Below are 13,733 nucleotides of genomic sequence, written 5' to 3' on the forward strand. Positions count from 1 at the left end.
CATTTACGGCTAAAATAAGAACAAGTAGCTTAGGGGTATCCCTACAGCCAAGTCCGGCGCAGCGTTTACGAGGAGAGTCTATGAACAAGGTTGCTCAGTATTACCGCGAATTGGTGGCATTGCTGACCGAACGCCTGAAAAACGGTGAACGCGATATCGACGAACTGGTGGCCAGCGCGGAGCGGCGGTTGAACGAAGCCGAAGATCTGACCCGCGACGAGGTGCGGCAGGTGACGCAGGCGGTGCGGCGCGATCTGGAAGAGTTCGCTCGCAGCTATCAGGAAAGCCGGGACGAATTTACCGACAGCGTGTTTATGCGGGTGATCAAAGAGAGCCTGTGGCAGGAACTGGCGGATATCACCGACAAAACCCAGCTGGAGTGGCGCGAGGTGTTCAAGGATGTCAGCCACCACGGCGTTTATCACAGCGGTGAAGTGGTGGGGCTGGGCAATCTGGTGTGCGAGCAGTGCCACTACCACCTGGCGTTCTACACGCCGGAGGTGCTGCCGCTCTGCCCGAAATGCGGCCACGACCAGTTCCAGCGCCGGCCGTTTGAACCTTGATGACGTTCCCCGCTGCGGCGGGGAACGCTAAGGGGGCGTTTAACGGAACAGTTTCTTCAGCAGGTTGCTGAGGAAACCGCCGCTGATGGCTGCCGGGGCGGCTTGCGCCTGCGCCGGTGCGCTGGCCGCTACGGCGACGCCGGCCGGGATTTTCTGCGCGACCGCGATGCGGCTGTCCTGGGCGGCTTTCTCTGCCGCTTCCGGGCCGTAGGCGAAGCCTTCCGCCAGCACGAACTCAACGTCGGTGATGCCGATAAAGCCCAGGAACAGCTTTACGTACGGCGTGATCAGATCCGTCGGCGTGTCGGCGTGGATGCCGCCGCGGCTGGAGATGACGATCGCTTTTTTGCCCGTCACCAGCCCTTCGGCGCCGGCGGAGGTGTAGCGGAACGTCTGGCCGGCGCGGGCGATCAGATCGAAGTAGATCTTCAGCTGCGTCGGGATGTTGAAGTTGTACATCGGGGCGCTGATGATCAGCGTGTCGTGCGACTTCAGCTCGGCAATCAGCTCATCGGACAGCGCCAGGGTGCTTTGCTGGTGCGGCGTCAGCGGTTTATCGCCGGCGGTAAAACCGGCCATCACTTCACCATCCAGCTCCGGCAGCGTCGGGTTGGCCAAGTCGCGCACGGTGAACGTGTCTTCAGGGTGAGTTTCACGCCATTGTTCAACAAAAAAATCGACTAATTTTCCAGACTGGGAATATTCACCCAGAATGCTTGATTTCAGGACCAGTACGCGGCTCATTGGCTTATCTCCAGGCGAAGTCTAATCGGTGACGATGTCAGTCGGTGTAAACGCATGGTAGAGGCAAGCCATGAACAGTGATAGCGCAAAAATTCGCTGAGTTAAATCAAAAAACTTGAATGAGGGGCGCGAGCGCACCCCGATGGGATCAATAACGCGCTACGCGCTCGGCCAGCAGGTCGATAAAGCCTTCGCGGTTGATGCCGGTCAGCACTTCCACGTTGGCTGCGTTGCCGGTTTGCTGGAAATAGTCCACCACCGTCATGCCGACGGTGTATTCCCCTTTGGTTTCCACCCCGACCCAGCGTTCTACGCCGGTGAACAGCTGTGGCGCCAGCAGCCAGGCGATGGTGCAGGGATCGTGCATCGCCGCGCCGGGCAGGCCGCGAGGATGGCTGAGGTACAGCGGCAGGTAAAAATCGAGCATCTCCGCGACCGCCTGCGCGACCGGATTGTCTATCTGGTGAATACGCTCGATATCCTGTGGCAACACCAGCGCCTGATGGGTGACGTTCAGCCCGGCCATGGTCAGCGGCACGCCGGATTTCAGCACCATTTCGGCGGCTTCGGGATCGACGAACATGTTGAACTCCGCGACCGGCGTGGTATTGCCGGCGTTCATGCCGCCGCCCATGAATACGATGCGTTCGATGCGGCTTTTCAGCTCGGCATGCTGGGCCAGCAGCAGGGCGATGTTGGTCATCGGGCCGGTCACCACCAGGGTTATCGGCTGCGGGCTGGCGCGCAGCAGGTCGGCGATCAGCTCGACGGCACCGCGGGGATCGGGTTTGAGGGTCGGCGTCGGCAGGTGGGTGTTGCCCATGCCGGTTTTGCCGTGGACATAGTCGGCGATCACCAGCTCGCGCATCAGCGGGCCGCCGGCGCCGGCGGCGACCGGTATGTCCTCGCGCTGCATCAGGGTCAACAGGCCCAGCGCGTTATGCAGGGTTTTCTCCGGCGTCTGGTTGCCGGCGGAAGTGGTAATGGCTTTGACGTCCAGCTCCGGCGAACGCAGCGCCATCGCCAGCGCGATGGCGTCGTCGAGGCCGGGATCGCAATCGATGATAATAGGGCGGGGCATGTTCTTTCTCCTCTGTTTGTTATCCAGCGAGCATCGGATCAAAACCGGGGAGAAACAAGCGCTTTTAGTGCCGGGAGAAAAGATGCGCCCCTGGGGGGCGCATAGGCAAAGCGTTTAGTGCAGGATCTTGGCCAGGAAGTCCTTGGCGCGATCGGACTCGGGGTTGTTGAAGAAATCGTCTTTGTTGCGGTCTTCGACGATTTTGCCTTCGTCCATAAAGATCACCCGATTCGCCACCTTGCGGGCGAAGCCCATTTCGTGGGTTACCACCATCATGGTCATGCCTTCGTTCGCCAGTTCGACCATCACGTCCAGCACTTCGTTGATCATTTCCGGATCGAGCGCCGAGGTCGGTTCATCGAACAGCATGGCGATAGGATCCATGCACAGCGCGCGGGCGATGGCGACGCGCTGCTGCTGGCCGCCGGACAGCTGACCGGGGAACTTGTTGGCATGGGCGGAGAGGCCGACGCGTTCCAGCAGCTTCAGGCCCTTCTCGCGCGAGGCGGTCTTGTCGCGCTTGAGCACTTTCACCTGCGCCAGCGTCAGGTTGTCGATGATAGACAGGTGCGGGAACAGCTCGAAGTGTTGGAACACCATGCCGACCTTGGCACGCAGCTGCGCCAGGTTGGTTTTCTTGTCGTTGACCGGCGTGCCGTTCACCAGGATGTCGCCCTGCTGGATCGGCTCGAGGCCGTTGACGGTTTTGATCAGGGTGGACTTGCCGGAACCTGAAGGACCGCAGACGACGACCACTTCGCCTTTTTTCACTTCGGTGGTGCAATCGGTCAACACCTGAAAGTGACCGTACCACTTAGAAACATTTTTCAGGGATATCATCAAACAGTCCTTTTCTTCAAATAGCTTACCAGCGCCGAGGCGGCGAGACTGATAACAAAATAGACAAAGCCGGCGAACAGGATCATTTCAACCTGGGTGCCGTCGCGTTCGCCGATGGTCGACGCGGTGCGGAAGAAGTCGGCCAGGCTCAGTACGTAAACCAGCGAGGTATCCTGGAACAGTACGATGCCCTGGGTCAGCAGCAGCGGCACCATGGCGCGGAACGCCTGCGGCAGGATCACCAGCCGCATGGACTGCCAGTGGGTCATGCCCAGCGCCAGCGCGGCGGAGGATTGGCCGCGCGAGATGCTGATAATGCCGGCGCGGATGATTTCCGAATAATAGGCCGCTTCAAACAGGGAAAAGGCTACCATAGCCGAGATCAGGCGAATATCGGTTTTCGGCGACAGCCCTAGAACCTGTTGTAATAAGCTTGGAACCACCAGATAGAACCACAGCAGCACCATCACCAACGGCACCGAACGGAACAGGTTGACGTACAGGGTGGCGAACCAGCTGATCGGTTTGAACGGCGACAGGCGCATCACCGCCAGCACGGTACCCCACAGAATGCCAACCACGATGGCGGTCACGGTGATCTTCAGCGTGATCACCATGCCCTGCAGCAAATAAGGGAAGCTTGGGACGATCGACGCCCAGTCAAATTCGTACATTATTTACTCCCCAGGTTGCCAGGCAACTGCACTTTCTTTTCGACCAGACGCATAAACAGCATGATAACGACGTTGATGCCGATATAAGCCAGCGTGATGGCAGTAAAGGATTCATAGGCGTGTGCGGAGTAATCCAACAGCTTGCCGGCCTGCGCGGCCATGTCCACCAGCCCGATGGTGGAGGCGATGGCGGAGTTTTTGACCAGGTTGAGCATCTCAGAGGTCATCGGCGGCACGATCACCCGGTAGGCGTTCGGCAGCAGCACGTAGCGGTAGGTTTGCGGCAGCGTCAGGCCCATCGCCAGCCCGGCGGCTTTCTGGCCGCGCGGCAGGGACTGGATGGCGGCGCGCACCTGCTCGCAAACGCGGGCGGCGGTAAACAGCCCCAGGCAGAGCATGGAGGAGACGAAGAACTGCACGTTGGGATCCAGCTCGCTTTTAAACCAGGTGCCGATATTGGCTGGCAGCAGCTCGGGGATCACCAGATACCAGGTAAAGAATTGCACGATCAGCGGCACGTTGCGGAACAGTTCGACGTAACAGGTGCCGAGGGTGGAAAGAAAGCGGTTGGGCACGGTACGCAAGATACCGAACAGCGAACCGACGAAGAAAGCGATAATCCATGCACAGACGGAGAGGGCCACCGTGACCTGAAAGCCGGACCATATCCAGCCGAGGTAAGTGGTGTTCCCAAACGGGGCCTGCTGCAGGAAGATACCCCAGTTCCAATCTATTGACATAACAAACTCCGGTAAACGGGCGCAGGGCGCCGAAGATTGATGACTTGATGAGCGCCGATCGCCGCGCGGCCAGTCTGGCTGGCTTGTTGTGTACGGATGTCGGTGGCGCGCCTTGGGGAAAATGAGGGAGGGGAACGGCCCCCCTCATTCCTGTCTGTCCCAGTCATCAACTGGGCCGGTTTGGCCTGGCGGCCGCCCCGGCTTTTGTTCTATTTAGTTCAACGCTTTGTCGTTAGGCTCTTTGAACAGCTGCTTCATGTCGTCCGACAGTTCGAAGTTCATGTTGAGGTTTTTCGGTGGAATAGGCTGCTTGAACCATTTATCAAACCACTTGGCCGCTTCACCGGAAGTTTGCGCCTGGGCGATGGTGTCATCGACCAGCTTTTTGAACTCAGGATCGTCTTTACGCAACATACAGCCGTAGGCCTCTTTCGACTGCGGCGTGCCGATGATTTCCCACTGATCCGGTTTCTTGGCCTTGGCGCGCTCGCCCGCCAGCAGGGCGTCGTCCATCATGAAGGCCACCGCGCGGCCGCTTTCCAGAGTGCGGAAGGAGTCACCGTGGTCTTTGGCGCTGATGATGCGCATGTTCATCTTGCCGCTGTCGTTCAGCTTGTTCAGCAGCACTTCGGAGGTGGTGCCGGAGGTGACCACCACCGGTTTGCCGGCCAGGTCTTTAAAGTCTTTGATGTCGGAGCCTTTTTTCACCAGCAAGCGGGTGCCGACCACGAAAATGGTGTCGGAGAAGGCGGCCTGTTTCTGGCGCTCGAGGTTATTGGTGGTGGAGCCGCACTCGAAATCATAGGTGCCGTTTTGCAGCAGCGGGATGCGGTTCTGCGAGGTAATCGGCAGCATTTTCACCTGCAGATTCGGTGCATTCAGCTTTTTCTTAACGGCTTCAACGATTTGGTTGGAGTAGTCCTGAGAGTAGCCCACAACTTTTTGTTGGTTGTCGTAGTAGGAGAACGGCACTGACGATTCGCGGTGGCCGACAACGATCACGCCATTGTCTTTGATTTTCTTCAGCGTACCGGTCAGGTCTTCCGCGTGCGCCACGCTACCTGCCGCACCGAGCAGCAGTAACGATAACGCCAATTTACGCATTTGCATGGTCCAACTCCTTTGCTGTTGTTGTGGCTCTGACTAAAGAGCGTCAGGTTAAATCGACTGTTTATTGCTCAAGTTATAAAGATAGTCTTATGAACTGAACGCTGTTAAAAAATAACCGATTGTGAACACCTTGAAACTAAAATGTTTCATTTTTTGAGACGCCACGCGCACCAAATCAATGCAACAAAACTTTGACGCACCCGCGCGGTGCGCTCAATGCACCCAAAATGTGCGCAGGTGCGACAAAACGTCAGCAAAAGTAAATCGGCGCGCGATGTCGCCATAGATAAAAGCAAAGAGTGTGCCAGCCGCGTTGATTTAACGGCGTTTTCTGACTGAGGTGGGGATAGTGACGGGAAAGCGGGGCGCGGCGGGCGCGCCCCGGCGAAGAGGACTATTTGCGGCGCAGGCCCAACATCAGCGCCCAGCCGCCCAGCAGCAGGGTTATCGCCCACAGCGGCGTGGCGCCGAAGCGCGCGTAAGGCGTGACGCCGGTGGTCGGCGTGACCTTCACTTCGAGCACCTGACGGGTAAACTGCGGGATCTCGGCGATCACCTCGCCGTTCGCATCCACCGCGGCGGTAACGCCGTTGTTGGTGCTGCGCAGCAGCGGCCGACCGAGCTCCAGCGCCCGCATGCGCGCCATCTGGAAGTGCTGCCACGGGCCGATGGAGTGGCCGAACCAGGCATCGTTGGAGATGGTCAGCAGGAAATTGGTGTCCGGGCGGAAGTTATCGCGAACCTGCTGGCCCAGCACGATTTCGTAGCAGATGGCCGCCGTCAGGTTGTACCCGCGTACGCTGAGCTGCGGCTGCACGTAGTCGCCGCGGCTGAAGGAGGACATCGGCAGATCGAAGAACGGCGCCAGCGGCCGCAGCAGGGTTTCCAGCGGCACGAACTCGCCGAACGGCACCAGGTGGTGCTTGTTGTAGCGATCCTTGGCCGGGTAGCTGTACGGCGTCGGTTCGCCGAGCACGATGGCGCTGTTGTAGATCTGCTGGCCCTGTGGCGTGGCGCGCACGTCGACGATGCCGGTGATCAGGCTGCTGTTCTTCGCCCGCATCAGGTCGTCCATCATGGTCAGGAAGCCGTTCTGGTTGGCTTCATAATCCGGGATGGCGGACTCCGGCCAGATAACGATCGGCGCCTTGCCCACGTACGGACGGGTTTCGTCCAGATAGGTTTGCAGCGTGCTGACCAGCGCTTTCGGATCCCATTTCATCGACTGGGCGATGTTGCCTTGCACCATGGCGACGTTCACCGCTTTCTCCGGCTGCGGAGTAAACCAATGCAGCTGGCGCAGCGGCCACGGCAACAGCAGCAGCGCGGCGGCGATGACCGCAGCCGACAGGCGGCGCTGATTGACGGCGTACACCAGCAGGCCGGCGATGGCCATCAGCACAAAGGTGATGGCGTCGACGCCCAGCAGCGGCGCGATGCCCTTCAGCGGGCCGTTGATCTGGCTGTAGCCGAACTGCAGCCACGGGAAGCCGGTCAGCACCCAGCCGCGCAGGAATTCGGTCACCTGCCACAGCGCCGGCGCGGCGATGGCCAGCCGCCACCAGCGGGTGGTCGGCCACAGGCGCGTCAGCAGCCCGGCGAACAGCCCGGTATACAGCGACAGGTAAGCGGCGAGCAGCACCACCAGGAAGACGTTGACGGCGAAAGGCATGCCGCCGAAATCGGCGATGCTGACATACACCCAGTTGATGCCACTGCCGAACAGCCCGAAGCCCCAGACAAAGCCGAGCAGGGCAGACTGTTTGGTGGTGCGATTGAGGGTAACGGCCAGCAGGCCGAACAGGGAGACGATGGCCGCGGGCCAGAAGTCGTAGGGCGAGAACGCCAGCGTCCCGCCGGCACCTGACAACAGCGCCAGCAGGGCGCGAACCCGCTGGCGTTCAAGTAATGAGGCTTTAGCCATGTTGGATTTAATCTTCCAGTTTCGGTGGGGGAGAATCGTCCGGAATTTTTACATGAACCTGGATAATACGTCGACTGTCGGCCATGGCAACTTTAAATAGGTAACCTTCGATTTCAATGGTTTCCCCGCGCGCCGGCAGGTGACCGAAGGCCTGCATCACCAGACCGCCGATGGTATCGACCTCGTCGTCGCTGAAATGGGTGCCGAAGGCTTCATTGAAGTCTTCGATCGGGGCCAGCGCGCGCACGGTGTACATGTGGCGGCTGAGCTGGCGGATATCCAGATCGTCTTCGTCGTCGTATTCGTCTTCGATCTCGCCGACGATCAGTTCCAGAATGTCTTCGATGGTGACCAGGCCGGATACGCCGCCGAATTCGTCAATGACAATCGCCATGTGATAGCGCTGGGAGCGGAACTCTTTCAGCATCCGGTCGACGCGCTTGCTTTCCGGCACTACCACCGCGGTGCGCAGCACCTTGTCGATGCTGAACGGCTCGGAGTCTGCGCGCATGAACGGCAGCAGATCCTTGGCCATCAGGATGCCTTCGATGTGATCTTTGTCTTCGCTGATCACCGGGAAGCGCGAGTGGGCGGAGTCGATAATCACGTCCAGGCACTCTTCCAGCGTCTGGTTGCGCTTGAGCGTCACCATCTGGGAGCGGGGGATCATGATGTCGCGCACGCGCTGCTCGGCGATATCCATCACGCCTTCCAGCATGTCGCGGGTATCGGGATCGATCAGGTCGTTTTGTTCGGAATCACGGATCAGCTCGACCAGATCGCCACGGTTTTTGGGCTCGCCGTGGAACAGCTGGTTAAGGATAAGAGTAAAGAACCCCTTCTTGGGACTGGGGCTGTCATTGCTTTGTGAATGGTCGTCGCTCATGGCGTTTTCGTTACTGTCACTCATGTCAGAGTTAAGGGGCGTCAGCGACAGCCCCGCAGGGGGCTGTAGGGTAAACGGCTGACGTCAGACGGGGTCTTTTTCCGCCAGGTACGGATCAGGATAGCCCAGTCCGTGCATGATTTCGGTTTCCAAAGACTCCATTTCTTCGGCTTCATCGTCTTCGATGTGGTCATACCCTAGCAGATGAAGGCTGCCGTGGACAACCATATGCGCCCAGTGGGCCTCCAGCGCCTTGCCTTGCTCAATCGCTTCCTGTTCAACCACCTGGCGGCAGATGATCAGATCGCCGAGCAACGGCAGCTCGATGCCCGGCGGGGCCTCGAACGGGAAAGAGAGCACGTTAGTCGGCTTGTCTTTGCCGCGGTAGGTCAGGTTCAGCTCGTGGCTTTCCGCTTCGTCTACCAGACGCACGGTCACCTCGGCCTCTTCCTGAAATTGCGGCAGCACGCCTTCCAGCCAGCGCTGGAAGGTGGCCTCATCCGGCAGGCCGTCGCCGTTTTCACAGGCAATCTGCAGATCCAAAATCACCTGACTCATGGTGTCTCCTGCTCGGAGGCGGCGAGCGCCTCGCGCTTACGTTGTTCGGCAATCGCGTCTTTGCGTTTCTGTTCGGCCGCTTCCCAGGCCTCATAGGCGATGACTACGCGGGCCACCACCGGGTGGCGCACCACGTCTTCGCTATGGAAGAAGTTGAAGCTCAGTTCTTCCACGTCCGACAGCACTTCCACCGCGTGGCGCAGGCCGGATTTCTGGTTGCGCGGCAGGTCGATCTGGGTGACGTCGCCGGTGATGACCGCCTTCGAGTTGAAGCCGATGCGCGTCAGGAACATCTTCATCTGTTCGATGGTGGTGTTCTGGCTCTCATCCAGAATGATAAAGGCGTCGTTCAGCGTGCGGCCGCGCATATAGGCCAGTGGCGCGACTTCGATCACGTTGCGCTCGATGAGTTTCTCCACGCGCTCGAAGCCCAGCATTTCGAACAGGGCGTCGTACAACGGTCGCAGATATGGATCGACCTTCTGGCTCAGATCGCCGGGCAGGAAGCCCAGTTTTTCGCCGGCTTCGACCGCAGGGCGGGTCAACAGAATACGGCGAATTTCCTGGCGCTCCAGCGCATCCACCGCGGCGGCGACCGCCAGGTAGGTTTTGCCGGTGCCCGCCGGGCCGATGCCGAAGGTGATGTCGTGATCGAGAATGTTGGCGATGTACTGCGCCTGGTTAGGCGTACGCGGTTTCACCATGCCGCGCTTGGTTTTGATGGTGACTGCCTTGCCGTAATCCGGCACGCTGTCGGCTACCTGTTCCAGCACCCGGCTCTCTTTGATAGCCAGGTGGATTTGTTCCGGATCGATATCCGGGATCACGCCGCGAATCGGCGCGGTATCCACGTACAGATGACGCAGGATATCGGCGGCGGCAACCACGCACAGGTTTTTGCCGACCAGCTTGAAACGGTTGTCGCGGCGATTGATTTCGATGCCCAATCGGCGCTCGAGTTGCTTGATGTTGTCATCAAACGGGCCGCACAGGCTGAGCAAACGCTTGTTGTCTGCGGGCTCTAACAAAATTTCTTGTGTTGCGACGTTCAAACTATTCCTCTAGGTCACATCGGGCCTGGTTGATGTCACATAGCGCGTCTGGGACGCGCGCGTTCAGGGCGAGCCTGAATACTCTCTTTCTTGAATTATTCATGGTGCGCCGCAACGGCGCAAGTTTACCGCTGATCTATCTGTGCGCCGTCGGCGGAATTCAAGGGAAGATAAGGAAAAAACGCGGCGGGGCGCAAAGCCCGCCGCGTCATCACTGAACAAGGCCGACGTGAATCAGTTCTTTTTCACGAACTCGGATTTCAGCTTCATCGGGCCGAAGCCGTCGATTTTGCAGTCGATGTTGTGATCGCCTTCGACCAGGCGAATGTTTTTCACCTTGGTGCCGATCTTCAGCATCGAGGAGCTGCCTTTGACCTTCAGGTCTTTGATCACGGTGACCGCATCGCCGTCTGCCAGCAGGTTGCCGTTGGCGTCTTTGACGATCAGCGCGTCCTGATCTTCCGCCGGGGCGCTGTCGCTCCACTCGTGGGCGCACTCAGGGCAGATGAACAGGGCATTGTCCTGGTAGGTGTATTCGGAGTTGCACTTCGGGCAGTGTGGGAGTTGCATGTTATGTCGCCTCTTCAACAATAAAAAAATAAAAAAGAAAATCACCGGGCGCGGGCGCCCGGCGGAGAAACGGTAAGGAGTAGCGCGAATGGGCGGCGATAAGGCGGCCACCGCGGCGTCAGGGCTGGTAAATGCCGACGCCCAGCGCGTTTTCTTTGCGGGTACGGGCGATCACCGACTGCGGGGATTCATGTACGCGCAGATCCATCTGCTGTTCGGTGCGCACCACTGCGCCACGCAGGGTGTTGGTCAGCACCTCGGTAATTTCCACGTCGACGAACTGGCCGATCATGTCGGGCGTGCCCTCGAAGTTTACCACACGGTTGCACTCCGTGCGCCCGGCCAGCTCCATCACGCTTTTGCGCGAGGTGCCCTCCACCAGAATGCGTTGGACGGTGCCGAGCATGCGGCGGCTGAACTGCAGCGCCTGCTGGTTGATGCGATCCTGCAGAATATACAGCCGCTGCTTTTTCTCTTCTTCGCTGACGTCGTCGACCATGTCCGCCGCCGGGGTGCCCGGGCGCGACGAATAGATGAAGCTGAAGCTGACGTCGAAATTGACGTCGGCGATCAGGTTCATGGTCTGTTCGAAGTCGGCCTGGCTTTCGCCCGGGAAACCGACGATGAAATCGGAGCTGAGCTGGATGGCCGGCCGCGCCTTGCGCAGCTTGCGGATAATCGCCTTATACTCCAGCGCGGTGTGCGCGCGTTTCATCATGGTCAGGATGCGGTCCGAACCGCTCTGCACCGGCAGATGCAGGAAGCTGACCAGCTCCGGCGTGTCTTCGTACACCGCGATGATATCGTCGGTGAATTCGATCGGGTGGCTGGTGGTGAAGCGAATGCGATCGATGCCGTCGATGGCCGCCACCAGGCGCAGCAGTTCGGCGAACGAGCAGATATCGCCGTCATGCGTAGCGCCGCGGTAAGCGTTGACGTTTTGGCCGAGCAGGTTGACCTCGCGCACGCCCTGCGCCGCCAGTTGGGCGATTTCGAACAGCACGTCGTCGCTCGGGCGGCTCACTTCCTCGCCGCGGGTGTATGGCACCACGCAGAAGGTGCAGTATTTGTTGCAGCCTTCCATGATCGACACGAACGCGGTCGGGCCTTCGGCGCGCGGTTCCGGCAGGCGGTCGAATTTTTCGATCTCCGGGAAGCTGATGTCGACCACCGGGCTGCGGGTGCCCTGAACGTGGTTGATCATTTCCGGCAGGCGGTGCAGGGTCTGCGGGCCGAATACCACGTCGACGCAGGGCGCGCGGCTGCGGATCAGTTCGCCTTCTTGCGAGGCCACGCAACCGCCGACGCCGATGATCACCGACGGGTTCTTTTCTTTCAGCAAGCGCCAGCGCCCCAGCATGGCGAAAACTTTCTCCTGCGCTTTTTCACGGATCGAGCAGGTGTTCAGCAGCAACACGTCCGCCTCTTCGGCGTTTTCGGTCCACTCGAAGCCGTGTGTGCTGTTCAACAGGTCGGCCATTTTTGATGAATCGTACTCATTCATCTGGCAGCCCCAGGTTTTGATATGTAGTTTTTTCGTCATTGACTTGCCATTACTCAGTGCGGAGCGAAAGTTGCGTTACGCGACATGCAGGGCGCGTATTGTAATCATTTGCCGCCGTTGTGACCAGCGCGGGGGAAAATGGCACGCGACCTGAAGCCGAAGCGAAAATCCGGTACACTGCGCAAAACGCCATGCCGGGTGGGATGGCGAGCATTCACACAGAAAACATAGCCAATATGAAGACATCTCAAAATCGGTATGACGCGGTGGTGGTGGGCGGCGGCATGGTCGGCGCAGCGGCGGCCCTGGGGCTGGCGCAGGCGGGCTGGTCGGTGGCGTTGCTGGAACATCAGGCGCCGCAGGCGTTTGAAGCGCAAAGCCCGCCGGACCTGCGCATTTCCGCTATCGGCTGTACCTCGGTGGGGCTGCTGAAACAGCTCGGCGCCTGGCCCGCCGTGACGGCGATGCGCACGGCGCCGTATCGCCGGCTGGAGACCTGGGAATGGGCGTCGTCACGCGTGGCGTTCGACGCGGTGTCCCTGGGGCTGCCGGAGCTGGGCTTTATGGTCGAAAACCGCGTTCTGCAGCTGGCGCTGTGGCAGCAGTTCGCGCAGTGCGCCAATCTGACGCTGCTGTGCCCCGCCAGGCTGCAATCGCTGCACCGGGCGGACAATGCCTGGCAACTGACGCTGGACGGCGGTGAAACGCTGCAGGCGCGCCTGGTTGTCGGCGCCGACGGCGCCAACTCGCAGGTGCGCAAGCTGGCGGCGATCGGCACCAACGGTTGGCAGTATCGTCAGGCGTGTATGTTGATCACCGTCGATACCGGCGCGCCGCAGCAGGATGTGACCTGGCAGCGTTTCTTCCCGTCCGGGCCGCGCGCCTTCCTGCCGCTGTACGACAGCTGGGCATCGCTGGTGTGGTATGACAGCCCGCAGCGCATTCGCCAGCTGCAGGCGATGCCGCCGGCGCAGCTGGAGCGCGAAATCGCCGCCGCTTTCCCGGCGCGCCTGGGCCCGGTCAAGGTGCACGCCGCCGGTTCGTTCCCGCTGACGCGGCGCCATGCGCAGCGTTACGTGCTACCGGGGCTGGCGCTGCTGGGGGATGCGGCGCATACCATCAACCCGCTGGCGGGGCAGGGCGTCAATCTGGGGTATCGCGACGTGGATGCCTTGTTGGACGTATTGAACGATGCGCGGGAGCAGGGAGAGGACTGGAGCAGCGAGACGGTACTGCTGCGTTATCAGCGCCGCCGCCGTACCGACAATCTGCTGATGCAGAGCGGCATGGATCTGTTTTATACCGCCTTCAGCAATAACCTGGCGCCGCTGAACGTGGCGCGCAATCTGGCGCTGATGGCCGCGCAGCGGGCGGGCAAGCTGAAAGAGCATGCGTTGAAGTACGCCTTGGGATTGTAACCGACAGGGCTCAGCTGCGGCTGGGCCCGTTAGAATTGGCTGAACGCCAGACAGCAAAAAGCCCGCCGA

At 60.0% G+C, this 13,733-nt stretch carries 14 protein-coding genes; 2 read left to right on the plus strand and 12 right to left on the minus strand.

The window, feature by feature from the left end:
• The first annotated feature begins 80 nt into the window (after nt 1-80).
• On the plus strand, nt 81-563 hold the full coding sequence (locus QDT79_RS09940) for a zinc ribbon-containing protein (RefSeq protein ID WP_308316450.1): 483 nt from the start codon (nt 81-83) through the stop codon (nt 561-563).
• A 39-nt stretch (nt 564-602) separates the two neighbouring features.
• Here QDT79_RS09940 and QDT79_RS09945 read toward each other — a convergent pair whose 3' ends face one another.
• From QDT79_RS09945 to miaB, 12 genes are all read right to left on the minus strand, one after another.
• Complete coding sequence (locus tag QDT79_RS09945) at nt 603-1,307, minus strand: FMN-dependent NADH-azoreductase (protein ID WP_308316451.1); 705 nt, start codon at nt 1,305-1,307, stop codon at nt 603-605.
• Between the two features lie 148 nt (nt 1,308-1,455).
• Entirely contained in the window at nt 1,456-2,388 is a 933-nt protein-coding gene (gene rihA, locus QDT79_RS09950) for a pyrimidine-specific ribonucleoside hydrolase RihA (protein WP_308316452.1), read from the minus strand.
• A gap of 114 nt (nt 2,389-2,502) precedes the next feature.
• A complete protein-coding gene (locus QDT79_RS09955; RefSeq protein WP_063991092.1) occupies nt 2,503-3,228 on the minus strand; it encodes an amino acid ABC transporter ATP-binding protein in 726 nt (241 codons plus the stop codon).
• Nucleotides 3,228-3,902 carry a glutamate/aspartate ABC transporter permease GltK gene (gene gltK / locus QDT79_RS09960; protein ID WP_004939982.1) on the minus strand — a complete coding sequence of 225 codons (675 nt, stop codon included), beginning with the start codon at nt 3,900-3,902 and terminating at the stop codon, nt 3,228-3,230. Before gltK ends, QDT79_RS09955 begins: the two co-directional genes overlap by 1 nt.
• Entirely contained in the window at nt 3,902-4,642 is a 741-nt protein-coding gene (locus QDT79_RS09965; RefSeq protein WP_063991093.1) for an amino acid ABC transporter permease, read from the minus strand. The genes gltK and QDT79_RS09965 overlap by 1 nt, the downstream gene beginning before the upstream one ends.
• A 213-nt stretch (nt 4,643-4,855) precedes the next feature.
• The gene (locus tag QDT79_RS09970; RefSeq protein WP_063991094.1) at nt 4,856-5,752 is read right to left on the minus strand and encodes an amino acid ABC transporter substrate-binding protein; all 897 of its coding nucleotides are present in this window, start codon (nt 5,750-5,752) and stop codon (nt 4,856-4,858) included.
• Nucleotides 5,753-6,146: 394 nt separating this feature from the next.
• On the minus strand, nt 6,147-7,676 hold the full coding sequence (gene lnt / locus QDT79_RS09975) for an apolipoprotein N-acyltransferase (protein ID WP_107227274.1): 1,530 nt from the start codon (nt 7,674-7,676) through the stop codon (nt 6,147-6,149).
• A 7-nt stretch (nt 7,677-7,683) separates the two neighbouring features.
• On the minus strand, nt 7,684-8,562 hold the full coding sequence (gene corC / locus QDT79_RS09980; protein ID WP_004939973.1) for a CNNM family magnesium/cobalt transport protein CorC: 879 nt from the start codon (nt 8,560-8,562) through the stop codon (nt 7,684-7,686).
• Between the two features lie 84 nt (nt 8,563-8,646).
• On the minus strand, nt 8,647-9,120 hold the full coding sequence (ybeY, locus tag QDT79_RS09985; RefSeq protein WP_063991096.1) for an rRNA maturation RNase YbeY: 474 nt from the start codon (nt 9,118-9,120) through the stop codon (nt 8,647-8,649).
• Nucleotides 9,117-10,172 carry a PhoH family protein gene (locus QDT79_RS09990; RefSeq protein WP_025301852.1) on the minus strand — a complete coding sequence of 352 codons (1,056 nt, stop codon included), beginning with the start codon at nt 10,170-10,172 and terminating at the stop codon, nt 9,117-9,119. The genes ybeY and QDT79_RS09990 overlap by 4 nt, the downstream gene beginning before the upstream one ends.
• Nucleotides 10,173-10,406: 234 nt before the next feature.
• On the minus strand, nt 10,407-10,742 hold the full coding sequence (locus tag QDT79_RS09995) for a zinc ribbon domain-containing protein YjdM (RefSeq protein WP_004939967.1): 336 nt from the start codon (nt 10,740-10,742) through the stop codon (nt 10,407-10,409).
• Between the two features lie 118 nt (nt 10,743-10,860).
• The gene (gene miaB / locus QDT79_RS10000) at nt 10,861-12,285 is read right to left on the minus strand and encodes a tRNA (N6-isopentenyl adenosine(37)-C2)-methylthiotransferase MiaB (RefSeq protein WP_049195581.1); all 1,425 of its coding nucleotides are present in this window, start codon (nt 12,283-12,285) and stop codon (nt 10,861-10,863) included.
• Between the two features lie 197 nt (nt 12,286-12,482).
• On the opposite strand from miaB, the gene ubiF reads away from it, so the two are divergent.
• The gene (gene ubiF, locus QDT79_RS10005) at nt 12,483-13,664 is read left to right on the plus strand and encodes a 3-demethoxyubiquinol 3-hydroxylase (protein ID WP_107227275.1); all 1,182 of its coding nucleotides are present in this window, start codon (nt 12,483-12,485) and stop codon (nt 13,662-13,664) included.
• The last annotated feature ends 69 nt before the right edge of the window (nt 13,665-13,733 follow it).

This window comes from Serratia marcescens, from assembly GCF_029846115.1.
Taxonomy (GTDB): domain Bacteria; phylum Pseudomonadota; class Gammaproteobacteria; order Enterobacterales; family Enterobacteriaceae; genus Serratia; species Serratia marcescens_L.